This window comes from Pseudalkalibacillus sp. A8 (assembly GCF_045920555.1).
Classification (GTDB): Bacteria; Bacillota; Bacilli; order Bacillales; family Fictibacillaceae; genus Pseudalkalibacillus.
Window position 1 is genome coordinate 128067 of sequence record NZ_CP174509.1, and the last position, 24823, is coordinate 152889.

23 protein-coding genes and 2 other annotated features are annotated in these 24823 nt (G+C 43.2%); all 23 genes read left to right on the forward strand.

What is annotated here, in order from left to right:
* The 23 genes from ACJROX_RS00670 to rpoB all read left to right on the forward strand — a co-directional run bounded on the left by ACJROX_RS00670 (window position 1) and on the right by rpoB (window position 24789).
* The gene (locus ACJROX_RS00670; RefSeq protein WP_408008911.1) at window positions 1-1074 is read left to right on the forward strand and encodes a protein arginine kinase; all 1074 of its coding nucleotides are present in this window, start codon (window positions 1-3) and stop codon (window positions 1072-1074) included.
* Between the two features lie 13 nt (window positions 1075-1087).
* Window positions 1088-3520: an ATP-dependent protease ATP-binding subunit ClpC gene (clpC, locus tag ACJROX_RS00675; RefSeq protein WP_408008912.1), complete on the forward strand. Its 2433-nt coding sequence runs from the start codon at window positions 1088-1090 to the stop codon at window positions 3518-3520.
* Between the two features lie 280 nt (window positions 3521-3800).
* Window positions 3801-5171 (forward strand): DNA repair protein RadA, encoded by a 1371-nt coding sequence (gene radA, locus ACJROX_RS00680; protein WP_408008913.1) that lies wholly within the window; start codon window positions 3801-3803, stop codon window positions 5169-5171.
* A 3-nt stretch (window positions 5172-5174) separates the two neighbouring features.
* The gene (gene disA, locus ACJROX_RS00685; RefSeq protein ID WP_408008914.1) at window positions 5175-6248 is read left to right on the forward strand and encodes a DNA integrity scanning diadenylate cyclase DisA; all 1074 of its coding nucleotides are present in this window, start codon (window positions 5175-5177) and stop codon (window positions 6246-6248) included.
* 123 nt (window positions 6249-6371) lie between these two features.
* Window positions 6372-7481 carry a PIN/TRAM domain-containing protein gene (locus ACJROX_RS00690; protein WP_408008915.1) on the forward strand — a complete coding sequence of 370 codons (1110 nt, stop codon included), beginning with the start codon at window positions 6372-6374 and terminating at the stop codon, window positions 7479-7481.
* 25 nt (window positions 7482-7506) lie between these two features.
* Window positions 7507-8205: a 2-C-methyl-D-erythritol 4-phosphate cytidylyltransferase gene (ispD, locus tag ACJROX_RS00695; RefSeq protein WP_408008916.1), complete on the forward strand. Its 699-nt coding sequence runs from the start codon at window positions 7507-7509 to the stop codon at window positions 8203-8205.
* The gene (ispF, locus tag ACJROX_RS00700) at window positions 8198-8671 is read left to right on the forward strand and encodes a 2-C-methyl-D-erythritol 2,4-cyclodiphosphate synthase (protein WP_408008917.1); all 474 of its coding nucleotides are present in this window, start codon (window positions 8198-8200) and stop codon (window positions 8669-8671) included. The genes ispD and ispF overlap by 8 nt, the downstream gene beginning before the upstream one ends.
* Window positions 8672-8758: 87 nt before the next feature.
* A complete protein-coding gene (gene gltX, locus ACJROX_RS00705) occupies window positions 8759-10225 on the forward strand; it encodes a glutamate--tRNA ligase (RefSeq protein ID WP_408008918.1) in 1467 nt (488 codons plus the stop codon).
* 50 nt (window positions 10226-10275) lie between these two features.
* Window positions 10276-10494: a binding site (T-box leader), on the forward strand.
* Between the two features lie 502 nt (window positions 10495-10996).
* Window positions 10997-11644: a serine O-acetyltransferase EpsC gene (epsC, locus tag ACJROX_RS00710; RefSeq protein WP_408008919.1), complete on the forward strand. Its 648-nt coding sequence runs from the start codon at window positions 10997-10999 to the stop codon at window positions 11642-11644.
* Entirely contained in the window at window positions 11641-13044 is a 1404-nt protein-coding gene (gene cysS / locus ACJROX_RS00715; protein ID WP_408008920.1) for a cysteine--tRNA ligase, read from the forward strand. Before epsC ends, cysS begins: the two co-directional genes overlap by 4 nt.
* 20 nt (window positions 13045-13064) lie before the next feature.
* Window positions 13065-13472 (forward strand): Mini-ribonuclease 3, encoded by a 408-nt coding sequence (locus tag ACJROX_RS00720; RefSeq protein ID WP_408011546.1) that lies wholly within the window; start codon window positions 13065-13067, stop codon window positions 13470-13472.
* Entirely contained in the window at window positions 13469-14215 is a 747-nt protein-coding gene (rlmB, locus tag ACJROX_RS00725) for a 23S rRNA (guanosine(2251)-2'-O)-methyltransferase RlmB (RefSeq protein ID WP_408008921.1), read from the forward strand. The genes ACJROX_RS00720 and rlmB overlap by 4 nt, the downstream gene beginning before the upstream one ends.
* 2 nt (window positions 14216-14217) lie before the next feature.
* Window positions 14218-14727 (forward strand): NYN domain-containing protein, encoded by a 510-nt coding sequence (locus ACJROX_RS00730; RefSeq protein WP_408008922.1) that lies wholly within the window; start codon window positions 14218-14220, stop codon window positions 14725-14727.
* Window positions 14728-14798: 71 nt separating this feature from the next.
* Window positions 14799-15449 carry an RNA polymerase sporulation sigma factor SigH gene (sigH, locus tag ACJROX_RS00735; protein WP_225067043.1) on the forward strand — a complete coding sequence of 217 codons (651 nt, stop codon included), beginning with the start codon at window positions 14799-14801 and terminating at the stop codon, window positions 15447-15449.
* Window positions 15450-15819: 370 nt separating this feature from the next.
* Window positions 15820-15969, forward strand: a complete 150-nt coding sequence (gene rpmG / locus ACJROX_RS00740) for a 50S ribosomal protein L33 (protein ID WP_408008923.1) — start codon at window positions 15820-15822, stop codon at window positions 15967-15969.
* A 156-nt stretch (window positions 15970-16125) separates the two neighbouring features.
* The gene (secE, locus tag ACJROX_RS00745) at window positions 16126-16320 is read left to right on the forward strand and encodes a preprotein translocase subunit SecE (RefSeq protein ID WP_408008924.1); all 195 of its coding nucleotides are present in this window, start codon (window positions 16126-16128) and stop codon (window positions 16318-16320) included.
* Between the two features lie 91 nt (window positions 16321-16411).
* Window positions 16412-16948, forward strand: a complete 537-nt coding sequence (gene nusG, locus ACJROX_RS00750; RefSeq protein WP_408008925.1) for a transcription termination/antitermination protein NusG — start codon at window positions 16412-16414, stop codon at window positions 16946-16948.
* A gap of 343 nt (window positions 16949-17291) precedes the next feature.
* Entirely contained in the window at window positions 17292-17717 is a 426-nt protein-coding gene (rplK, locus tag ACJROX_RS00755) for a 50S ribosomal protein L11 (RefSeq protein ID WP_221569202.1), read from the forward strand.
* Window positions 17718-17826: 109 nt separating this feature from the next.
* Window positions 17827-18525: a 50S ribosomal protein L1 gene (gene rplA / locus ACJROX_RS00760; RefSeq protein WP_408008926.1), complete on the forward strand. Its 699-nt coding sequence runs from the start codon at window positions 17827-17829 to the stop codon at window positions 18523-18525.
* Window positions 18526-18567: 42 nt separating this feature from the next.
* Window positions 18568-18710, forward strand: a sequence feature (ribosomal protein L10 leader region).
* Window positions 18711-18749: 39 nt separating this feature from the next.
* Window positions 18750-19247, forward strand: coding sequence for a 50S ribosomal protein L10 (gene rplJ / locus ACJROX_RS00765; RefSeq protein ID WP_408008927.1), 498 nt, complete (start codon window positions 18750-18752; stop codon window positions 19245-19247).
* A 156-nt stretch (window positions 19248-19403) separates the two neighbouring features.
* Window positions 19404-19766 (forward strand): 50S ribosomal protein L7/L12, encoded by a 363-nt coding sequence (gene rplL / locus ACJROX_RS00770; protein ID WP_408008928.1) that lies wholly within the window; start codon window positions 19404-19406, stop codon window positions 19764-19766.
* Window positions 19767-20188: 422 nt separating this feature from the next.
* Window positions 20189-20791: a class I SAM-dependent methyltransferase gene (locus tag ACJROX_RS00775; RefSeq protein ID WP_408008929.1), complete on the forward strand. Its 603-nt coding sequence runs from the start codon at window positions 20189-20191 to the stop codon at window positions 20789-20791.
* Window positions 20792-21246: 455 nt separating this feature from the next.
* A complete protein-coding gene (gene rpoB / locus ACJROX_RS00780) occupies window positions 21247-24789 on the forward strand; it encodes a DNA-directed RNA polymerase subunit beta (RefSeq protein WP_408008930.1) in 3543 nt (1180 codons plus the stop codon).
* Window positions 24790-24823: the final 34 nt, after the last annotated feature.

Below are 24823 nucleotides of genomic sequence, written 5' to 3' on the forward strand. Positions count from 1 at the left end.
GTGTCTCTTAAAAAATTTATCAGTGATGCGATAAGTCCTTGGATGAAACGAGAAGGACCTGATTCAGATATAGTCCTAAGCAGCCGGATCCGATTGGCTCGCAATTTAGAAAATCATGTATTTCCAATCATTTCGAACGAGCAACAGGCTGATGAAGTGAACCAACAAATCCGAAAACATTATGAAAATCAAACATATGGTAATGTAGGCGTCTTATCATATATCGACATCGATGATTTGAAACCTATTGAGAAAAGGGTCCTAGTCGAGAAACATCTGGTTAGTCCTAACCTTATTGAGAATACGAAGCATTCCGGAGTATTGATGAGTGATGAAGAAAATGTAAGTATCATGATCAATGAGGAAGACCATCTCCGTATCCAATGTCTTTTTCCAGGATTTCAATTGATCGAAGCACTGACCTTGGCAAGCGGGATTGACGATTGGTTTGAGGAAAAATTGAATTACGCCTTCGATGAACAGCATGGGTACTTAACAAGCTGTCCGACGAATGTCGGAACAGGGATGAGAGCCTCTGTCATGATGCACTTGCCTGCACTTGTTTTAACACAAAAGATCCATCGGATCATCCCTGCGATCAATCAATTGGGATTGGTGGTCAGAGGAATTTACGGGGAAGGCAGTGAAGCTCAAGGAAATGTTTTTCAAGTTTCAAACCAAATGACATTAGGAAAATCTGAACAGGATATTATCGAAGATCTAAGAGGGGTCGTCATCCAACTTATTGAAGAAGAACGATCGGCCAGGAAAAACTTATTTGAATCCTCGAAGATACAATTGGAAGACCGGGTTTACAGGTCACTCGGTATCCTGGCAAACAGTCGCATCATACAATCTAAAGAAGCCACAAAATGTTTATCGGATGTACGACTAGGCATCGATTTGAAATTAATAGAAGGTATTTCTAACACGATATTGAATGAACTTATGATACTCACTCAACCAGGATTTTTACAACAATACGCAGATGAAACGTTATCTCCGGATGAAAGGGATATCCGCCGCGCAACGTTGATCCGTGAGAGATTGAAGTTAGAAAAGAACAACGAATAGGAAGGTGATCAAGATGATGTTTGGTCGATTTACTGAAAGAGCACAAAAAGTACTCGCTCTTGCACAAGAAGAAGCGATTCGCCTAGGGCATAACAATGTTGGAACTGAGCATATTTTACTTGGTTTGGTACGTGAAGGTGAAGGCATCGCAGCAAAAGCACTTTCTGTTCTAGGGTTAAGTCCTGAAAAAATTCAAAAAGAAGTTGAAACCTTGATTGGCAAGGGGCAAGAATCTGTCCAAACGATCCATTACACCCCTAGAGCCAAAAAAGTGATTGAATTATCCATGGATGAAGCTCGGAAACTTGGTCATTCTTATGTTGGTACGGAACATATATTGCTAGGATTGATTCGTGAAGGCGAAGGTGTCGCTGCGCGTGTTCTGAACAATTTAGGTGTAAGCCTGAATAAAGCACGGCAACAAGTTCTGCAACTGTTAGGAAGCAATGAGTCTTCCTCATCGTCAGGTGGTTCTTCTGTCAACGCGAATACACCGACACTTGATAGCCTTGCCCGTGACTTGACAGCTGTAGCCCGTGATGACAGTCTTGATCCAGTCATCGGCCGCAGTAAAGAAATTGAACGTGTCATCGAAGTATTGAGCCGTCGTACAAAAAACAACCCGGTTCTGATTGGGGAACCAGGTGTTGGTAAAACGGCGATTGCAGAGGGACTTGCACAACAAATCATCAATAATGAAGTACCTGAAACCTTGAGGGATAAACGTGTCATGACCCTCGATATGGGAACAGTCGTCGCTGGAACGAAATATCGTGGTGAATTTGAAGACCGCCTGAAAAAAGTGATGGATGAAATCCGTCAGGCAGGAAACATAATCCTATTCATCGACGAACTTCATACCTTGATCGGGGCAGGGGGAGCAGAGGGTGCGATCGATGCTTCAAACATCTTAAAACCTGCACTTGCTCGTGGTGAACTACAATGTATTGGCGCAACCACCTTGGATGAATATAGAAAATATATTGAAAAGGATGCGGCGTTAGAACGACGGTTCCAGCCGATTCGTGTCAACGAACCGACAAATGATGAATCCATCCAAATCCTTAAAGGATTACGAGACCGTTATGAAGCACACCACCGCGTCACGATCACAGATGATGCGATTGATGCCGCTGTAAAATTATCAGACCGTTACATTTCTGATCGTTTCTTGCCGGACAAAGCGATTGACTTGATCGATGAGGCAGCTTCGAAAGTACGTCTCCGTTCCTATACAGCACCTCCAAACTTGAAAGAGTTAGAGCAAAGGCTTGAAAGTGTCCGAAAAGAAAAAGACGCTGCAGTACAGAGTCAAGAATTCGAGAAAGCAGCTTCGTTACGTGATTCAGAGCAAAAGCTGCGTGAAGAACTTGAGACGACGAAGAACACCTGGAAAGAGAAGCAAGGTCAGGAAAATACCGAAGTCACGCCTGAAGATATTGCCCTTGTAGTCTCCAACTGGACGGGAGTACCAGTATCCAAACTTAAGCAAGAAGAAACAGAACGGTTACTCAATATGGAGGGTATCCTTCATAACCGGGTCATCGGCCAGGATGAAGCGGTCAAGGCGATTTCCAAAGCGATCCGCCGTGCCCGTGCTGGATTGAAGGATCCGAAACGACCGATCGGTTCATTCATTTTCCTTGGACCGACTGGGGTTGGTAAGACTGAACTTGCACGTGCGCTTGCAGAAGCATTATTCGGCGACGAAGATGCAACGATCCGCATTGATATGTCCGAGTATATGGAAAAGCATACAACAAGCCGCCTCGTCGGTTCACCTCCAGGATATGTAGGGCATGAGGAAGGCGGACAGCTTACTGAAAAAGTTCGCCGGAACCCGTATTCCGTCGTCCTGTTAGATGAAATTGAGAAGGCCCATCCGGAAGTGTTCAACATATTGCTGCAAGTACTTGAAGATGGGCGCCTGACAGACTCGAAAGGCCGTACTGTCGACTTCCGTAACACTGTGGTCATCATGACATCCAATGTCGGAGCAAATACGCTTAAACGAAATATGCACATGGGCTTTACTGCTCAATCGGAAGACCAGGCTTATGAAAATATGAAGACGAAGGTCATGGACGAAATGAAAAAAGCGTTCCGTCCAGAGTTCTTGAACCGTATTGATGAAACGATCGTGTTCCATACACTTGAGAAAGAGCACCTCAAGCACATCGTAAGTTTGATGTCGAAACAGTTGCAAAAACGACTTGCTGAACAGGGTATCGATATCGAGTTGACAGAAGCAGCACTTGAAAAGATTGCTGAAGAAGGATATGATCCGGATTACGGTGCGCGCCCATTACGTCGTGCTCTGCAACGCCGAATTGAAGACCGGTTATCAGAAGAGTTGCTTAGAGGCACCATCGCCAAAGGGCAAACTGTAAGAATCGATGTTGAAAACAACGACTTCACCGTCAATACTGTAGGAGCCGGAACCTGATTAACAACCAAAACTCCATCAGCTTATAAAGCTGATGGAGCTTTTTTGAACCTGCATCGTAGATTTCAGACGTAGCTGTGCATGTAAGTACCTTCATCCGAATAATCCTCTTGCTCCTGAGGAGAAAGGTTGTTTTTGATAACAAATTCCCTTAATTACCCATATGATGATAACTTATGAATACAATGGTTTAAAGAAGAGTTCCCAAACCCGTTTATGATATGATGGCAATAACAAAGATAGACATTCTTTAACCGTTTGGGAAATGGGGAAAATATAGATGGCAAAAAGAAAAACAAGTTTCTTATGTGGAGAGTGCGGGTATGATTCTCCAAAATGGATGGGAAAATGCCCGGGATGCGGAAAATGGAATACGATGGTGGAGGAAATCACCCAGCTTGAAAAAGGACACCGCAAATCTTTTCAAACTGGGGGAACCAGCCAGAAGCCGGAACCGATCACAAAAATAAAAAGTGAAAAAGAGCCTCGAATCAATACACAAATCAACGAATTGAACCGAGTGCTAGGCGGTGGGATCGTCCCAGGTTCACTGGTGCTGGTCGGTGGCGATCCAGGTATCGGTAAATCGACGCTTTTGCTTCAGGCTTCTGCCAAACTGGCTGAACACGATCACACAGTCTTATATATATCTGGAGAGGAATCGATCAAACAAACCAAATTGAGAGCCCAAAGACTCGGAATCAATCATGATAACCTTTATGTCCATGCTGAAACAGACATGGATCTGATTGAAAAAGCGATTGAAGAAATCAATCCGAGCCTTTTGATCATCGATTCTATCCAAACAGTCTTCCGCGCTGAAATTACTTCTGCCCCAGGGAGTGTCTCACAGGTCAGGGAATGTACATCCCAATTCATGAGAATTTCGAAAACGAATGGAATTGCAACATTTATTGTAGGACACGTTACTAAAGAGGGGTCTATTGCTGGACCTCGATTGCTTGAACATATGGTTGATGCCGTTCTTTACTTTGAAGGGGAGAGACATCATACGTATCGTATTTTACGTGCTGTAAAGAACCGTTTCGGATCGACAAATGAAATCGGGGTTTTCGAAATGAAGGAAGCCGGATTGGACGAAGTCGAAAATCCATCTGAGGTCTTTTTAGAAGAAAGATCGAACGGGGCAGCTGGTTCAGCAATTGTGGCTTCCATGGAAGGAACAAGACCCGTTCTCGTTGAAATACAGGCTTTAGTATCTCCGACAAGCTTCGGTAATCCTCGCCGTATGGGGAATGGAATCGACCATAACAAAGTTTCCTTGTTGATGGCAGTCCTCGAAAAACGGGTAGGCTTATTGATGCAGAATCAGGATGCGTATGTCAATGTGGCTGGAGGTGTCCGGCTGGATGAACCGGCAGTAGACTTGGCAATCGCGGTAAGCATTGCCTCAAGCTTCAAAGACAAACCGACAAAGCCGACTGAGGTCTTCATCGGTGAAATCGGCCTGACCGGGGAAGTCCGGCGCGTTTCCCGTGTCGAACAACGGGTGCATGAAGTTGCTAAACTAGGCTTCAAACGTGTCATTCTGCCTGAGAAGAACATTGGCGGATGGACGGTCCCGGAAGGAATAGAAGTTGTCGGTGTATCATCTGTTCAAGACACGCTACGCCACACATTAGGAGGATGACGCTTGGACGTTAGCATGAAAGAACTGATCGTAAGTAAAATGCTTCAATATATTGCACCGGGAACGCCATTGCGTGATGGAATCGATAATGTCTTACGTGCAAAAACCGGTGGATTGATCGTAGTCGGATTCAATGATAAAGTCCAAAAGATTGTCGACGGCGGTTTCTCAATCAACTGCCGATTCTCGCCGGCTTATTTGTATGAATTGGCGAAAATGGATGGGGCGATCATTTTAAATGATGAAGGAAATCGGATATTATTTGCGAATACTCAACTAATACCTGATACATCAATCCCGTCAAAGGAAACAGGGATCCGTCACCGGACTGCTGAACGTGTTGCCAAGCAAACAGGAAATCTGGTAGTATCCATTTCACAAAGAAGGAATGTCATCACGTTGTATCAAGGGAACATTCGTTATTCTCTACAGGATATCGGAGTCATTTTGACAAAAGCCAACCAGGCATTGCAGACGCTTGAAAAGTATAAATCCGTCCTTGATCAGAGTTTGACAGACCTTGGTGCTCTAGAGTTTGAAGAATTGGTGACCTTCCAAGAGGTCTCTCAAGTGATACATCGTATTGAAATGGTGCTTCGTATTCGTAATGAAATCATCAAATATGTAAACGAACTCGGATCTGAAGGCCGCTTGATCAGTATGCAAATGGAAGAGCTTGTGTCCAATATTGAATCTGAAGCAGCCCTTATCGTAAAAGATTACGCTAAAGATACGAAAGTCGACCCATATCGGACTTTAAATGAATTGAAAAAGCTCTCCAGTGAAGAATTGTTAGAAGAAAATGCGATTGTGCGGCTATTAGGCTACCTTCCATCTGCGAATATATATGAGGAGCTGGTCAAGCCAAGAGGATATCGGATCTTGCACAAAATACCGAGACTGCCGTCCCTTATCATTGAAAATCTCGTGAATCATTTTGCACATCTCCAAAATACGTTGAAGGCCTCAATCGAAGAACTGGATGAAGTAGAGGGGATCGGGGAAATCCGTGCTCGTAAAATCAAGGATGGTTTAAAAAGGATCCAGGAACAGTTGTTTTTAGATCGCCATATCTGACACAAAATATAGTGAATTTCAAGGTCAAATGACTGTATTTTCTATGTAATTTTATGTAAAATGATAACAATAGGTTTCAAATTTGTTGAAATGTCTATAATGAAAAGAAGGAGGTGAACAATTTTGTTAAAACGAATTGTTCAATTGTTTTTTATCATCGTAGGTGGAACCCTGGGTTATTTATATGTCCCTGAACTTATTCGATTATTAAATAATTTAATTAATATTGGAGATTTACCTGGGTTCATCACTTCACCTTATATGGGAACAGTGATTGGTGCAATTTTTTTCTTTTTAAGTACATTCTGGCTGGCGGATTATATCGTCGGGTTCATCCAGTGGATTGAAGAATCCCTTATGAAGGCGCCTGTAGCAGATGTACTTTTCGGTTCATTCGGTTTGATTTTCGGTTTGTTTGTAGCTTATTTGGCTATGTTTGCTTTAAACAGTATGGAACTAAGTATCGTTGTGAACGTGATCGGTTTCTTCGTCACTGCTTTGTTAGGGTATATCGGTTTCCAATTCGGGTTCAAGAAACGTGAAGAGTTGGTCAATGTGTTTACCTCGGCTCGTTTTGCGAACAAAAAGAAGGAAGCTGAAATCGAAACGAAGTCTGCGAATACCGGTATATTGAAAATCCTTGATACGAGTGTCATAATTGACGGTAGAATCGCAGATGTTTGTCAGACAGGATTTTTGGAAGGTCCGATCGTCATCCCTCAATTCGTTCTTGAAGAATTACAGCATATAGCAGATTCTTCAGATGTGTTGAAACGAAATAGAGGGCGTCGAGGTCTTGATATCCTTAACCGGATCCAAAAAGAACTCGCAGTCAAAGTGGAGATATACGAAGGTGACTTTGAAGACGTTCAAGAAGTCGATAGTAAGCTTGTCAAACTCGGAAAATTAGTCTCTGGAATGGTCGTTACGAATGATTACAACTTGAATAAAGTGTGTGAATTCCAAGGCGTTCCAGTGTTGAATATCAATGATTTGGCTAATGCCGTCAAACCTGTTGTTCTTCCTGGAGAAGAACTGAACGTACAAGTGATCAAAGACGGAAAAGAACAAAATCAAGGTGTCGGGTATCTTGATGACGGTACAATGATCGTCGTTGAAGATGGTCGGGATTATATCGGAAAAACGATTGATGTCCTAGTGACGAGTGTCCTTCAAACATCTGCCGGTCGAATGATTTTTGCAAAGCCTAAGCTGTTAGAAAAGGCTCTGTAATCCTTTCGGAAAGTAGATGAGAAGTGTGGATTATGTTGTAGTCATTCCTGCTGCCGGCCAAGGCAAACGGATGGATGCGGGTAAGAACAAACAATTTATCACCCTACAAGGAATACCACTTATCGTTCATACCTTACGAATTTTTCAAGAGGATGATTGGTGCAGTGGTATTATCCTTGTAGGCAATAATCGTGAGTTGGATGAACTCGAACGAATCGTCTCCGAGTACAAATTGGAAAAAGTTCAACGTATTGTAGCTGGCGGACAAGAAAGACAACATAGTGTGTATGAAGGCTTGAAGGCGATCGATTCAGAATCGATCGTTTTGATCCATGATGGTGCCAGACCTTTCGTATCAATCAATTCCATCCATAACCTCGTTACGAAGACAATAGATAGCGGTGCAGCTGTTCTAGCGGTGCCGATTAAAGACACAGTGAAACGTATCCAGCAGGGTACGGTCATCGAGACTGTAGACCGTAGTAGCTTGTGGGCTGTCCAGACCCCACAAGCTTTTCATCTGTCCCTTATAAGAGATGCACATGAATCAGCCGAAGAAAAGGGTCATCTTGGGACAGATGATGCCAGCCTCGTAGAACATTTTGGGCAGGCTGTATCGATTGTGGAAGGGGATTATTTGAATATCAAGTTGACGACCAAGGAAGATTTATTGTTTGCAAATGCCATCATTCAGGAGAGGGAGGAGCGGCAAAACAATGTTTAGAATAGGACAAGGCTTTGATGTACATCAGTTGGTCGAAGGAAGGCCTCTTATTGTCGGCGGTGTCACCATCCCGTATGAAAAAGGTCTGCTGGGCCATTCAGATGCAGATGTTCTTTTGCATGTGATAACCGATGCTATTCTCGGTGCAATAGGGGAAGGAGACCTTGGTAAACACTTCCCTGATACGAGTGCTGATTTTAAAGATATCGATTCGAGGATCTTATTGAAGAGGGCGTATCATCTGGCTAAAGATAAAGGATTTTCGCTTGGAAATATCGATACGACGATAATTGCTCAGCGTCCGAAGATGGCTCCTCATATTAAAGAGATGAGAAGCATCATCACTGAATTGTTAGAAGCTGATCTTGAACAAGTGAACATAAAAGCAACGACAACGGAAAAACTAGGTTTTACAGGTAGAGGAGAGGGAATCGCTGCCCAGGCAGTCGTCTTGATGGAAAAATAGGCTTTCTGTTATTGGGAATCATTAACAGGAAGGCGCTTGTGAACTATGATAGAATAGCAACAAAGAAAGGTGAAAGGTGAGATCATTATGTCTAACGTTAGAGTTCGTTATGCACCAAGTCCAACAGGACATTTACATATCGGTAATGCTCGGGCTGCCCTGTTCAATTACTTGTTTGCCCGCAGCCAGAACGGTACATTCGTCATTCGTATTGAAGATACCGATCAAAAGAGAAACGTTGAGGGCGGCGAGTACAGCCAACTGAATTATTTGAAATGGCTCGGCATTGATTGGGATGAGAGTGTCGATGTTGGCGGCGACTATGGTCCTTATCGCCAAATGGAACGTATTGAGATTTACCGTGAACACTTCGAGGATCTTCTTGATCGTGGTTTGGCTTATAAATGCTATTGTACGGAAGAAGAACTTGAGCAAGAGAGAGAAGCACAACAGGCACGCGGTGAAATGCCTCGCTATTCCGGAAAGTGCCGACACTTGACCGAAGAGGAGCAAGAAAAGCTTGCTACGGAAGGCAGAAAGCCAAGCATCCGTTTTGCTGTTCCACATGGGAAGGAATATTCATTCATCGATATCGTCAAAGATCGTGTAAGCTTTGAGTCTGATGGTATCGGTGACTGGGTTATCGTGAAGAAGGACGGAATCCCGACCTATAACTTTGCTGTGGCTATCGACGATCACCATATGAAAATTTCCCATGTGCTACGTGGAGACGATCATATTTCAAATACACCGAAGCAGCAGATGATTTATGAAGCATTCGGATGGGAAGAACCGAAATTCGGACACATGACGTTGATCGTCAATGAAAACCGCAAGAAACTCAGTAAGCGTGATGAATCGACGATCCAATTCATCGAGCAGTATGAAGACCTCGGCTATTTACCAGAAGCTTTATTCAACTTCATCGCATTGCTTGGCTGGTCTCCAAAAGGAGAAGAAGAGCTGTTTACGAAAGAACAGTTCATCGAAATTTTCGATGCGGATCGTCTATCAAAAGCGGCAGCTGTATTTGATACGAAAAAATTGGAATGGATGGACAACCAATACATTAAACAAGCGGACTTTGATCGAGTCCTCGAATTGACTGTGCCTCACTTAGAGCGTGCTGGCCGCATTCCTGCAGAACGTAATGAACAACAAGAAGCATGGGTCCATAAGCTTGTAGGACTTTATCAAGAGCAGCTTACGTTCGGAGCGGAAATCGTTCCGTTGACCGAATTGTTTTTCAATGAATCTATTGACTACAATGATACGGCTGCAAAAGTTTTACGTGAAGAACAAGTGCCTGGAGTTTTGAAAGGATTGATTGAACAAATCAGACCGATGGAGACCTTCGAGCCTGCAGAAATCAAGGCTGCGATCAAAGCGACTCAAAAAGCGACTGGCCACAAGGGTAAAAAATTATTCATGCCGATCCGTGTAGCGGCGACAGGCCAATCACATGGTCCTGAGCTTCCGGATTCATTATCGTTGCTTGGTAAAGATGTGGTCATCGCAAGACTTGAAGATGCCATCCAACAATTTGGAAGCTAAACGATACACATTTTGAGTAAAATATAATATAGTAAAAAGAAAACAATGACATTAAATCTTTGAAGAGGAGAAGTAAGGAGTTAACCTTTCTTTTTAGAGAGAACCATCATCGGCTGAAAGTGGTTCAAGGAAGGCATCCTGAAATGCACCTCTGAGACTCTTATTGAATCGAGTAGATAGGAGCGGTTCTTCCACCGTTAGAGGAAGCTGAGAGAGAAGAGCATCCGTTCTTCTAAACAGAGTGGGACCGCGCCGAAAGCGTCTCTGTGAGTAATCACAGAGACGTTTTTTTATGTTTCATTTTTTGCTCCCCAAGTCTCTTTCGTGTAAAAAAGTGTCTTACAAGTAAACTTGCTGCCACTTTTCCACTCAAGAGACCATCGCTTCGCTCGAAAATCTTCAATTTTTTTGGGGAGCAAAGAAGCGGACTCAATTTGAAGGTATTTTCGGGTGATCTCAACCGGGTGTTAAATGCTTTGAGCGAAATTTACGACACTCCTGCGGGAAAAGCGAGCTGGGCAAGACCCCACAGCGAGGAACGAGCGAGGAGGCTTGCGGAATTAAGCTAAGCCTGTAAAAAAGTTTGGGTGCAGAGGAGTAATGTCTAGCTCAGCGACCAGTCACTTCTTGGATCACTTCAAACTTCCTGCGGCGGCGACATCCTCCCCTTTTCTTTGCCCGCGGAAAGGGAGTGAATTTTGCAGAAATCAACAGTATAGAATAACAGAGTTTAAATATAAAAGAAAATCAAAGTGGAGAGGAGTGACGTATATGTTTAAAACCTTGAAGGAAGATATCGATGTGGTGTTCGATCAAGATCCGGCTGCACGAAGTTATTTTGAAGTGATTTTGACCTATTCAGGCCTTCATGCTATTTGGGCTCATCGTTTAGCGCATTTTTTCTGGAAAAAGAAATTTTTCTTTATCGCCCGCGTCATATCGCAATTAAGCCGTTTCTTTACTGGGATTGAAATCCACCCTGGAGCAAAGGTGGGAAGACGCTGTTTCATTGATCATGGAATGGGTGTTGTCATTGGCGAGACCTGTGAAATCGGGGATAATGTAACCTTATTTCAGGGCGTAACATTAGGTGGAACCGGGAAAGAAAAAGGCAAACGTCACCCGACGCTTGAAGATCATACATTGGTTGCGACAGGTGCAAAAGTTTTAGGGTCAATCACGATAGGCAAGTATTCTAAAGTAGGGGCAGGGTCTGTCGTTTTACAAGATGTACCCCAAAATTCGACGGTTGTCGGGATTCCAGGAAAGGTCGTCGTCCAGGACGGTGTTCGTGTCAAAGGGGACCTTGACCATAGTGACCTCCCTGACCCGGTTTCAGATAAATTGAAAGTGATGGAGAAAGAAATCGAACGATTGAAGGAAGAAATTGAGCTTTTGAGAAGGAGTGAGCTGAAGTGAGCATTCACATATATAACACATTGACACGGCAGAAAGAACCATTTAAGCCAATCGAAGAAGGCAAGGTAAACATGTATGTATGTGGACCTACTGTCTATAACTATATCCACATAGGAAATGCGAGACCGCCTATTGTTTTCGATACGGTCCGCCGTTATTTAGAGTATCGCGGGTATGATGTTCATTTCATCTCAAACTTCACAGATGTCGATGACAAGATCATCAAGGCGGCGAAAGAACTTGGTGAAGACGTGCCAAGCTTGGCAGAAAGATTCATTGAAGCTTACCACAAAGATACATCCGAGTTGAACGTCAGGAAAGCTGATCTCCATCCTCGAGTAACCGAAACCATGGACGATATCATTCTGTTCATCGTAACTTTGATTGATAAAGGGTACGCTTATGAAGCTGGTGGGGACGTCTACTTTAGGACGAAGAAATTCAGAGAGTACGGGAAGCTTTCCCAACAATCGATTGATGAACTCCGTGTCGGTGCGAGAATCCAAATCGGTGAACATAAAGAAGATCCTTTGGACTTCGTTTTATGGAAAGCGGCCAAAGAAGGGGAAATCTACTGGGAAAGTCCCTGGGGGAACGGCAGACCTGGCTGGCATATCGAGTGCTCCGCCATGGTCAAGAAATATCTCGGCGATACTATCGACATCCATGCAGGGGGGCAAGATCTTTCGTTCCCGCACCATGAAAACGAGATAGCCCAATCTGAAGCACTTAATGAGAAAACGATGGCAAATTATTGGATGCATAACGGGTATATTAATATCAATAATGAAAAAATGTCCAAATCACTTGGAAACTTTATCCTGTTGCACGACCTCATCAAGAAAGTAGATCCGCAAGCATTCCGTTTCTTCATGCTGAATGTCCATTATAGACATCCAATCAACTTCACAGAAGAATTGCTTGAAAGCGCCAAGACAAGTTTAGAGCGGATCCGCACAACGGTTGAAAATCTTGAACATCGTATCGAACATAGTGCAGATTTAGGTATGGATAATGAAAAGTGGCTGCAGAAAATCGAGGACTATAAGAAACGGTTCATCATAGAGATGGATGATGATTTCAATACTTCAAACGCAATCGCAACATTATTTGATTTATCAAAAGAGGCGAATGTGTACCTGCAAGAAAAGAATACAACCGTCGAGGTGTTAGAACGTTTCGTTTCGGTCATCGAGGAAATAGGAGAAGTTCTAGGATTAGTACTTAAGGCGGAAAAGGACCTTCTTGACGAAGATATCGAAGCGTTGATCGAACAGCGGAATCTAGCACGCAAAGAGAAGGATTTCCAGCTAGCTGATAAAATCCGCGATGATTTGGTCGATAAGGGCATCATACTTGAAGATACTCCTCAAGGTGTTAGGTGGAAGCGCAAATCATGAAGGAGCCTTATAGCCAGTCAATCGACGACCCGAAACAATTGAAATCATCCGCTCTGGCGTATATTGGAGATGCTGTGTATGAAGTCTATATCCGCTCCTATCTGTTGGGAAAAGGAGAAGTCAAACCTCACCAGCTCCATAAGCTCTCCACCCGTTATGTTTCTGCCAAGGCTCAAGCATCTGTCATACTAACGATGCTTGAGCAACAGGAACTATCGGAAGAAGAGCAAGGCGTCGTACGTAGAGGAAGGAATAGTAAGATGGGTACGATTCCAAAGAATACAGACATCCAGACTTATCGATATGGGACAGCCTTTGAAGCCTTGATCGGATTTCTATATTTAACTGGCAGTACGGAACGCTTAGATCTAATTATTGAGAGGGCTATATCCATTGTGGAAGAACCCGAAGGAGGGGAAAGCAGATGAATAACGATATCGTGACTGGAAGGAACCCTGTCCTTGAAGCACTTCGATCTGGTCGAGACATCAACAAGATCATAGTAGCAGAAGGTGCTCAGAAAGGTTCGATCGGACAAGTCATCAGCCAGGCTAAGAAAGAACGGATCCAAGTGCAGTATGTCCCGAAGAAAAAGCTGGATGCCCTCGCTGAAGGTGTCAACCACCAGGGTGTTTTAGCGTATGTAGCAGCATACGATTATGCAGATATCGAGGATATCTTCGATTTAGCGAAAAAAAGGAATGAAGACCCATTCTTTCTTGTGTTAGATGAAATCGAAGACCCTCATAACCTTGGATCGATTTTACGGACGGCCGATGCAGCAGGTGTGCATGGTGTGATCATCCCGAAGCGAAGGGCAGTAGGATTGACCTCTGCTGTAGCGAAGGCTTCGACAGGGGCAATCGAATACGTGCCTGTCGTCCGGGTGACCAATATCGCAAGGACGATTGAGGACTTGAAAGCCCGCGGGGTCTGGTTTGTAGCTACAGATGCCAAGGGTGATCAAGATTATACCGATGCACAATACGACATGCCGATCGGATTGGTAATCGGCAGTGAAGGTAAAGGAATCGGCCGCCTTGTGAAAGAAAAGTGTGATTTTCTCGTGTCCCTGCCTATGAAAGGGAAAGTCACCTCCTTGAACGCATCAGTTGCGGCAGGGTTGTTGATGTATGAGGTTTATAGACAACGAAGGTCTTCAGGTGTATAACGATGGAGATTCTTCTGGTTGATGGCTACAACATGATCGGGGATTGGCCGGACCTTAGAGCTTTACGAAATGATGACCTTGCCGCAGCCCGTGATCTGTTGGTTGAGAAAATGGCAGAATACCAGGCTTACACCGGTATGAGAGTCATCGTTGTTTTTGACGCACATTTTGTACCTGGAAATGAAACGAAATACAAAAACTATCGGATTGAAGTCATTTTTACGAAAGAAAATGAATCAGCGGATGAACGGATCGAGAAGCTTGCGAAAGAATTGAAAGATATTCGTACGAAAGTTCATGTAGCGACTTCAGACTTCCTGGAACAATGGGTTACATTCGGTCTTGGGGCTTTACGGAAATCTGCACGGGAACTTGCAATTGAGGTAGATAGCATCGAAAAAAGAATCAGTCGAAAAGTGAAAGATATAGAAAAACAGAGAAGATCCTCTGCCTTGACGCTATCGGATGAAGTGGCTGAAATTTTTGAAAAATGGCGCCGAGGGGACCGTTGAGCGGTTGACGCTTGTCGAATGTGACTGTATAATATTTCTATATCTAGGTCGCCATGGTCGGAGGGATTCTCGTGAGCATTGAACTCAAAGAGATTGTACACCCGGAATTTGACGAGCTTGAAGATGAGTCGATTGTGGAGCAGGTTCACGAAGGTAACAGCCCCGCACTTGAATACTTAATCAACAAGTACAAGAATTTCGTCCGCGCAAAAGCACGGTCTTATTTTTTGATAGGTGCTGATCGCGAAGACATCATTCAAGAAGGTATGATTGGACTTTACAAAGCTATCCGCGATTTTAAAGAGGACAAGCTATCTTCTTTCAAGGCTTTCGCTGAACTCTGTATCACTCGCCAGATGATAACCGCCATTAAAACTGCAACAAGACAAAAACATATTCCGCTAAATTCGTATGTATCACTCGATAAACCAATCTATGATGAAGAATCTGATCGGACACTGTTGGATGTCATATGTGGTTCAAGGGTTACAGACCCAGAAGAGCTGATCATCAATCAGGAAGAATTTGATGATATTGAGCTCAAAATGGGAGAACTGTTAAGTGATCTGGAACGAAAAGTATTGATGCTTTATCTTGATGGACGTTCTTATCAAGAGATTTCAGTTGATCTCAACCGTCACGTTAAATCAATCGACAATGCCCTGCAAAGGGTGAAAAGAAAACTTGAACGTTACCTCGAGTTAAGAGAAGTTGGACTATAGCGCAGGTTCAAAAAAGGATCCAAAATATAGGCGACGGCTTTTGAACGTGCATTCATAAAAATCGACAGGGCGGGAATCATATACCCTGTTTTTTTCTTGCCTTTTAAAGTGGTTTTATTTTTAGTTGAAGCATCGCTTTTTTTATGCAAAACGGATGTTTCTGACAAAAAATGGTTTACTCTAACATTCATTTAGGATGGACTGGGTTGTAAATTGTACGTGAAAAACGCTTGTACAGGGCTGTAGAGTACGCTTTAGACGCGTTGACAGGACTATACCCCTATGATAAAGTGTATAGCATAAAATGGAGATAGTATGGATTAAACTCGAATTTTGTTCGGATTTCTAAATGTTCTGGGGTTGATTACCGATGCGTACGAAGGTCATACTTGCTTGCGAGCAATGTAAACAACGAAATTATTCGACTAAGAAAAACAAGTCTAGTGATCAAGGTCGAATCGAAATGAAAAAGTTCTGTAAACATTGCCAGACGCACACGGTACATCGTGAAACCAAATGAAATCCATTAACGGCTAGATAAATAGAACCGTATTGCCTTTTCGGTAGCCATCGACCAAGTCATTGAAACCTGTAATTTTTATGCAAACTCAACAAGGCAAAACGGGAAGTTTAGGGAGTTTTTCATTCATAACCAATTTTACTGGGGGTAAAATAAATGGCTGGTATTGCACAAAAAACAGGTAGGTTTTTCTCGAATGTCGTCAAGGAATTGAAAAGAGTTTCTTGGCCTAACCGTAAAGAATTGACGAAATACACAATCACTGTATTGACGACAGTTCTTTTCATAGTAATATTCTTTTATCTAATTGACTTAGGATTGACTTGGATTATCGAGACATTTTTAGACTAACGAAACTAATTGATTAATCTGAAAAACAAATGGCTACAATGGTAAAGTATATCCGTTTGGGAGGGAAAGGACGATCGTGTCCTCACAATTTATGGAAAAAAGATGGTATGTAGTACACACGTATTCTGGATACGAAAACAAGGTAAAAGCGAACCTGGAAAAGCGCGTTGAATCAATGGGCATGGAGGACAAGATCTTTCGTGTTCTCGTCCCGCAAGAAGAAGAAACCGAGATTAAGAATGGTAAAAAGAAAACGGCTATGAAAAAAGTGTTTCCGGGATATGTTTTGACGGAAATGGTGATGACAGATGACTCTTGGTATGTCGTACGGAATACACCAGGTGTGACAGGATTCGTAGGCTCCACTGGATCTGGATCGAAACCGACCCCGCTGTTGCCTGAAGAAGTAGATCGTATTTTATCCAGCATGGGAATCGAAAAACCAAAAGCTGAAGTTGATTACGAAGTAAAAGAAAGCGTGAAGATCAAAGAAGGTCCTTTCGCTAATTTCGTAGGTTCTGTGGAAGATATCGATGTCGATAAGCAGAAGCTCAAAGTTCATGTCAACATGTTCGGAAGAGAGACTCCTGTGGAGGTTGGGTTCACCCAAGTCGAGAAGATCCAATAGCTAGACGAATGATAAACGGCGAATTTCCGACGGACAGGACGTGCTAGTACCGGCGTTGTCATAAGACGTGACGGTTTTAGCCGGTGATCGTTACTCGGTTTTTGATATGCTTTCATTAACTTTGTTAATTTCGCAACAATCAGAGCCTTTGATGATTGACTTTTTCGCCTTTTCAACAAAACTTTCGAGAAATTGTTGAAATATAAAACAGGAAATGATAGAATTTTAATGTTTGAAACAACCCGATAAAAAATTGGGAGGGTTGACCTGTGTCAACCCCGTTATTGAGTGGGAGGGCAAAAAAGCCCAATATACCACATCACGGACTAAGGAGGTGTGTCACGTGGCTAAAAAGGTAATTAAGGTTGTTAAATTGCAAATTCCTGCAGGGAAAGCAAACCCAGCACCACCAGTAGGACCAGCTTTAGGTCAAGCAGGTGTTAACATCATGGGATTCTGTAAAGAATTCAACGCAAGAACTTCTGATCAAGCTGGTATGATTATCCCGGTTGAAATTACGGTTTTTGAAGACCGTTCATTTACATTCATTACGAAAACTCCACCAGCTGCAGTATTATTGAAAAAAGCAGCGGGTATCGAGTCAGGTTCTGGTGAACCGAACCGTAACAAGGTTGCAACGGTTAAGCGTGATAAGGTAAAAGAAATCGCTGAGACGAAAATGCCTGACCTTAATGCTGCAAACGTAGAATCTGCCATGCGCATGGTAGAAGGTACTGCACGTAGCATGGGTATTGTAATCGAGGACTAATCATGCATAGGACATAAGGTTGCGTTCTTCGCAACCTTTCTTATGGCGCTGAATCAGCGCACAAGTGGGAGGATATTCCGTAAAAACCACATTTAAGGAGGAAATGAAATTGGCTAAAAAAGGAAAGAAGTATCAAGAAGCTTCAAAGCTTGTTGATCGTTCCAATCTTTATAATGCAAGCGAAGCGATCGAGCTTGTAAAAAAAGCAGCTCCAGCTAAGTTTGACGAAACTGTAGAAGTTGCTGTACGACTTGGAGTCGACCCTAAGAAAGCAGACCAACAAGTTCGTGGAGCAGTTGTACTTCCGAATGGTACTGGTAAAACACAACGTGTTCTTGTTTTTGCAAAAGGTGATAAAGCGAAGGAAGCAGAAGCTGCCGGAGCTGATTTTGTAGGAGATGCTGATTACATCAACAAAATCAACCAAGGTTGGTTCGAGTTTGACGTAATCGTTGCTACACCTGACATGATGGGTGAAGTTGGTAAGCTTGGTCGTGTATTAGGGCCAAAAGGCTTGATGCCGAACCCGAAAACAGGAACAGTAACATTTGAAGTAGAAAAAGCAGTTAAAGAAATCAAAGCTGGTAAGGTTGAGTACCGTGTAGACAAGCAAAGCAACGTTCACTGCCCGATCGGTAAAGTGTCGTTCGAAGATGATAAGCTTGTTGAAAACTTGACCACAATCGTCGATACATTGATTAAAGTCAAGCCAGCTGCAGCTAAAGGAACTTACATCAAGAACATTGCGATCGCTTCAACAATGGGACCTGGAATCAAAGTAAGCCCGAATAGCTTTGGAACAAAATAAGCTATTGACTTTATAGATGCACCCGAGATATAATAGCTATCGGAAATTGAATAGGTCATACCGTAGACAGTAGGTGCGAGAAATCGCTTAATTTCCTGCCGAGGTGTGTTGGATTTCATACATCGTATGATTTTATGACACTACGCCTTTATGTCTACAGACATAAAGGCTTTTTTCATGAGTTGTGTAAACAACTGCGGTATGGAAAAACAGGAGGTGTAAAAATGAGCGTACTTGAACAAAAGAAACAGTTAGTTTCAACAATTGCAGAACAGCTCCGTAACAGTAAAGCTACAATTTTTGTAGATTATCGTGGGCTGGATGTAGCTGAAGTAACTGAATTACGTAAGCAGCTTCGTGATGCTGGTATCACTTTCAAAGTATACAAGAACACGATGACTCGTCGTGCTGCTGAAGAAGCTGAGCTTGGCGGATTAAGTGAATCGCTAGTTGGACCTACAGCGATCGCTTTCAGTGAGGAAGAGGTTGTCGCGCCGGCTAAGATATTGAACAATTTCTCGAAAGAGCACGAAGCGCTAGTGATTAAAACTGGTGTAATCGAAGGACAAATCACATCTGTCGAGAACATCAAAGCACTTGCTGAACTTCCATCACGAGAAGGACTTCTTTCTATGCTTCTTAGCGTCCTTCAAGCACCAATGCGTAACTTCGCGTTGGCTACGAAGGCTGTTGCAGATCAAAAAGAAGAGCAAGGTGCATAATCTGGATTTCAGAATGACGGAAACGTTTATTTTCACTTGAAGAAAGTATGAAAACTTTCTTCGGTATAAGGAGAACTAAGCCTCAGCCTACGCTAAGGCTTGGCCTCGGCAAGTTTTCTTTAAAATTTAAAAACCAACTAATAGGAGGATTCAACAATGAGTAAAGATCAAATCATTGATGCAATTAAAGAAATGTCTGTACTAGAACTTAACGATCTAGTAAAAGCAATCGAAGAAGAATTTGGAGTAACTGCTGCAGCACCTGTAGCTGTTGCTGGTGGCGCTGCTGAAGGCGCTGCTGAAGAAAAATCTGAATTTGACGTAGTCCTTGAAAGCGCGGGAGCATCTAAGATCAAAGTTATCAAGGTAGTTCGTGAAATCACAGGTCTTGGACTTAAAGACGCTAAAGAATTAGTAGATGGAGCTCCAAAACCACTTAAAGAAGGCATAGCTAAAGAAGAAGCTGAAGAAATGAAAGCTAAGCTTGAAGAAGTTGGAGCTACTATCGAATTGAAGTAATCTTACTACAAAAGAAGCTCGCGTGAATCGCGGGCTTTTTTTCTTGAATGCTCTACATTGTTGATTTCTACACCCCTTTCCGCGGGAGTGTCGTGTATTTCACTGAAAATCAACAATAGGATTTAACAGCCCGGAAGAAGAAAGTGTAAAATTCGTCTCTACTACTGGCCCTCTGGCGGGAACTTGGTAGACACCAGAGACCTTACTAATAAACAAAATACCATTTTCAATGCCTAACGGACACCAAATACCTTATTTGCATGTATAACTGGAAAAACAATCGAGTTTTTCACAGATAATGGCCTGTATGTCCGTTAGGCATTCAAACCGGTTGACCCGGAGGTATATTTGCTTGACTAAAGAGTTATACAAGATGTTAGAACATCCTTCGATCAAAGTAAGTAGTCTAAGGAGATGGCAAAATGGGTGACCATTATTACTCAAGTAAACCTGTTTCAGAGAGCAATATCAAAGATTGGTCGTTTACACTAAGAGGCCGTACGTTCAAGTTTTATTCGGATGCGGGCGTTTTTTCAAAAAATGAAGTAGATTTCGGGAGCAGGCTTTTAATAGAAACTTTTGAAAAACCGGAAACAGAGGGTGGTATTCTAGATATGGGCTGTGGATATGGCCCGATCGGATTGTCTCTTGCAGCATCTTATCCTGATACCTTAGTCTCGATGGTCGATATCAACGAACGAGCAATTGAACTCTCGAAAAAGAATGCGCTGCGTAATCAAGTGGATAACGTGACTATTTACCAAAGTGACTTATATGAGCGTGTCGAAGAAAAAGATTTCAGTGCGATTCTGACCAATCCGCCAATTCGAGCGGGCAAGAGTGTTGTACATGCTATTTTTGAGCAGGCATATGACCACCTTGTAAAAGATGGAGAGCTCTGGGTCGTCATCCAAAAGAAGCAAGGTGCTCCGTCAGCAATCGAAAAGATGGACTCGATCTTCGGGGAAGTAGAAGTGGTTGAGCGGAAAAAAGGTTACTTTATTATTCGGGCGAAAAAATGTTGACTCGTATTTGGGTCTATGGTAATATTATAAAATGCCAAAGATACGTGTATTTTCACCAGATGAATTTTTACCGCAAAATTGCATAAAAATCAAATGGTGTGGGAAAAATAGTATAATCATTTGTTAATTTGGAAAAAATGTGGTTATATAACCCTTTTTTTCTTTTTGCACGTCATGAAAGTGGAAGAATTGCTTTCAAAGTATAAGTGCAAGAGCCTTTAGGATCTACCTTGAGGTGTTAAGGCTATTGTCGCTATCTTTTAGCTTGGCATTAGCCAAGTTTTCTTTTTCTCTGCGAACGGCATCTGCTAGATTTTCACTATCGGATGTTTAGACGCAGAGTGATGGAGGAAACAAAAAGCATCCACCTATATAAAGATGGTGTGTGCTGCATTATTCTAGTTTATATAACTAGTTGCTTTACGATACTATGCTGGATTTGAGGGGTGAATCAGTTGACAGGTCAACTCATTCAGTTTGGACGCCACCGCCAACGGAGAAGCTATGCAAGAATTAATGAAGTTTTGGAACTTCCAAACCTCATTGAAATCCAAACTTCCTCCTATCAATGGTTTCTTGATGAGGGTTTGAGAGAGATGTTCCATGACATTTCTCCAATTGAGGATTTCACAGGTAACTTAGTGCTTGAGTTCATCGATTATAGTTTAGGAGAGCCTAAGTATTCTGTAGAGGAGTCCAAGGAGCGAGACGTTACCTATGCCGCTCCGCTTCGTGTTAAGGTACGCCTGATTAACAAAGAGACAGGTGAAGTGAAGGAACAAGAAGTGTTTATGGGAGATTTCCCTTTGATGACGGACACTGGTACTTTCATCATCAACGGAGCAGAACGCGTAATTGTCTCACAACTCGTTCGTTCACCGAGCGTGTATTACAATCAAAAATTGGACAAAAACGGCAAGAGAGGTTTCACAGCTACGGTAATTCCAAACCGAGGCGCATGGTTAGAACTTGAAACAGATGCTAAAGACGTCGTCCATGTTCGTATCGACCGTACTCGTAAAATACCAGTGACGGTCTTGTTGCGTGCATTAGGGTTTGGTTCTGATCAAGAAATCATCGATTTGCTAGGGGAAGATGAGTACCTTCGTAATTCACTAGAAAAAGATAATACAGAAGGTACAGAAAAAGCGCTTCTTGAAATTTATGAGCGTTTACGTCCAGGAGAGCCCCCTACAGTAGATAATGCTAAAAGTCTATTAGAGTCCCGTTTCTTCGATCCGAAGCGTTATGATCTTGCGAACGTTGGACGCTATAAGATTAACAAAAAGCTTCATATTAAGAACCGCTTATTCAATCAGCGCTTAGCTGAAACGATTGCGGATCCTGAAACTGGCGAAGTGATCGCTGAAGAAGGTACGGTTCTTGATCGTCGTCTTCTTGAACGTATCCTGCCAGCATTAGAAAAAGATGAAGCATTTAAAGAAGTTACACCAGCTGGCGGAGTGATTGAAGATGAACCAGTTCGACTTCAATCTATTAAAATATACTCCCCTGTCGAAGGTGAACAGGACCAGGTGATCAACGTGATCGGAAACGGTCAGATCGATCGTACCATCAAAAACATCACACCAGCTGACATCATTGCTTCAATCAACTATTTCTTCAACCTGTTACATGGTGTAGGTCTGACAGATGATATCGATCATCTTGGGAACCGTCGACTTCGTTCTGTTGGAGAACTTTTACAAAACCAATTCCGTATCGGACTATCCCGTATGGAGCGTGTTGTCCGTGAGCGTATGTCGATCCAAGATACGAATGCGATCACGCCGCAAGCTCTCATTAATATCAGACCGGTCATTGCATCGATCAAGGAGTTCTTCGGAAGCTCACAGCTCTCTCAATTCATGGATCAGACGAATCCATTGGCAGAGCTTACGCATAAACGTCGTTTATCTGCACTGGGACCGGGTGGTTTAACCCGGGAACGTGCTGGATTCGAAGTACGTGACGTTCACTACTCCCACTATGGTCGTATGTGTCCGATCGAAACGCCTGAAGGTCCGAACATCGGATTGATCAACTCTCTATCAAGCTATGCAAAGGTCAACGAATACGGATTCATTGAAACGCCTTATCGCCGCGTCGACCCTGAGACAGGGAAAGTGACCGCTCAGATCGACTACTTGACGGCCGATGAACAAGATAATTACGTTGTTGCACAGGCGAACGCAAAGCTTGCAGAAGACGGATCATTTGTCGATGAAGAGGTCATCGCGCGTTATCGCGACCAGAACACGATCGCAAAGCGTGACAAGATCGATTATATGGATGTATCCCCTAAACAGGTCGTCTCTGCAGCGACTGCATGTATCCCGTTCCTTGAGAACGATGACTCCAACCGTGCATTGATGGGAGCGAACATGCAACGTCAAGCTGTACCGTTGATGGTTCCTGAGTCGCCGATCGTAGGAACAGGAATGGAACACGTTTCTGCTAAAGACTCCGGGGCTGCTGTCATTTGTAAACATAAAGGTATCGTTGAAAAGGTTTCTGCTGCACGTGTATATGTACGCCGCATCGAAACTGTGGACGGTAAAGAAGTCAAAGGTGACCTTGACCGTTATAACTTGATGAAGTTCGTCCGTTCGAACCAGGGTACTTGCTATAACCAACGCCCGATTGTCAGTCAGGGAGACCGAGTGACCAAGGGTGAAATCCTAGCTGATGGGCCATCCATGGAACTTGGTGAACTTGCTCTAGGACGGAACGTACTCGTTGGATTCATGACATGGGACGGATACAACTACGAGGATGCGGTCATCATGAGCGAACGCCTTGTAAAAGATGATGTTTATACTTCAATTCATATTGAAGAATATGAATCTGAAGCTAGGGATACAAAGCTAGGACCGGAAGAAATCACACGTGACATTCCAAATGTCGGTGAAGACGCACTGAAGAACCTGGATGAACGTGGAATCATTCGCGTCGGTGCTGAAGTGAAAGATGGAGATATTCTAGTCGGTAAAGTAACGCCAAAAGGTGTAACAGAATTGACTGCTGAAGAACGTCTCCTGCATGCGATCTTCGGTGAAAAAGCTCGTGAAGTCCGTGATACATCACTTCGTGTGCCTCACGGTGGGGACGGTATCGTCCATGATGTGAAAGTATTCAACCGTGAAGACGGGGATGAATTACCTCCAGGAGTCAACCAGCTTGTTCGTGCTTATATCGTACAGAAGCGTAAGATCCATGAGGGAGATAAGATGGCTGGACGACACGGTAACAAGGGTGTTATCTCAAGAATCCTGCCTGAAGAAGATATGCCTTATCTTCCAGATGGTACACCGATCGATATCATGTTGAACCCTCTTGGGGTACCTTCGCGTATGAATATCGGTCAAGTATTGGAGCTTCACCTTGGTATGGCGGCTAGACAGCTGAAACTTCATATGGCTACGCCTGTTTTTGACGGAGCGCGTGAAGAAGATGTCTGGGAAACGCTCGATGAAGCTGGCCTTTCAAGAGATGGTAAGACAGTGCTTTACGATGGTCGAACAGGAGAGCCGTTCGATAACCGTATCTCTGTCGGAGTCATGTATATGATCAAACTTGCTCACATGGTAGACGATAAGCTGCACGCTCGTTCTACAGGACCTTACTCACTCGTAACCCAGCAGCCGCTCGGTGGTAAAGCGCAGTTCGGTGGACAACGTTTCGGTGAGATGGAGGTTTGGGCACTTGAAGCATACGGTGCAGCCTATACGCTTCAGGAAATCCTCACAGTCAAGTCCGATGATGTTGTCGGCCGTGTGAAGACTTACGAAGCGATCGTCAAAGGCGAAAACGTACCAGAACCAGGTGTTCCTGAGTCCTTTAAAGTCTTGATCAAAGAACTTCAGAGCCTTGGAATGGATGTCAAGATGCTTACAAGTGATGAACAAGAAATCGAAATGCGTGAACTAGACGATGAAGAGGAAAACTCTAACGATAAATTGAACTTAAACGTTGAAACCCAATCCGTCGGTGAATAAGGGTATAGCAGCATATCATAAGGGAGGTAGACCC

Coding starts and splice junctions, on each gene's coding strand:
- clpC (WP_408008912.1), top strand. CDS start 1,088: ATGATGTTTGGTCGATTTACTGAAAGAGCACAAAAAGTACTCGCTCTT.
- radA (WP_408008913.1), top strand. CDS start 3,801: ATGGCAAAAAGAAAAACAAGTTTCTTATGTGGAGAGTGCGGGTATGAT.
- ispF (WP_408008917.1), top strand. CDS start 8,198: ATGTTTAGAATAGGACAAGGCTTTGATGTACATCAGTTGGTCGAAGGA.
- gltX (WP_408008918.1), top strand. CDS start 8,759: ATGTCTAACGTTAGAGTTCGTTATGCACCAAGTCCAACAGGACATTTA.
- epsC (WP_408008919.1), top strand. CDS start 10,997: ATGTTTAAAACCTTGAAGGAAGATATCGATGTGGTGTTCGATCAAGAT.
- rlmB (WP_408008921.1), top strand. CDS start 13,469: ATGAATAACGATATCGTGACTGGAAGGAACCCTGTCCTTGAAGCACTT.
- ACJROX_RS00730 (WP_408008922.1), top strand. CDS start 14,218: ATGGAGATTCTTCTGGTTGATGGCTACAACATGATCGGGGATTGGCCG.
- rpmG (WP_408008923.1), top strand. CDS start 15,820: ATGCGTACGAAGGTCATACTTGCTTGCGAGCAATGTAAACAACGAAAT.
- secE (WP_408008924.1), top strand. CDS start 16,126: ATGGCTGGTATTGCACAAAAAACAGGTAGGTTTTTCTCGAATGTCGTC.
- nusG (WP_408008925.1), top strand. CDS start 16,412: ATGGAAAAAAGATGGTATGTAGTACACACGTATTCTGGATACGAAAAC.
- rplJ (WP_408008927.1), top strand. CDS start 18,750: ATGAGCGTACTTGAACAAAAGAAACAGTTAGTTTCAACAATTGCAGAA.
- rplL (WP_408008928.1), top strand. CDS start 19,404: ATGAGTAAAGATCAAATCATTGATGCAATTAAAGAAATGTCTGTACTA.
- ACJROX_RS00775 (WP_408008929.1), top strand. CDS start 20,189: ATGGGTGACCATTATTACTCAAGTAAACCTGTTTCAGAGAGCAATATC.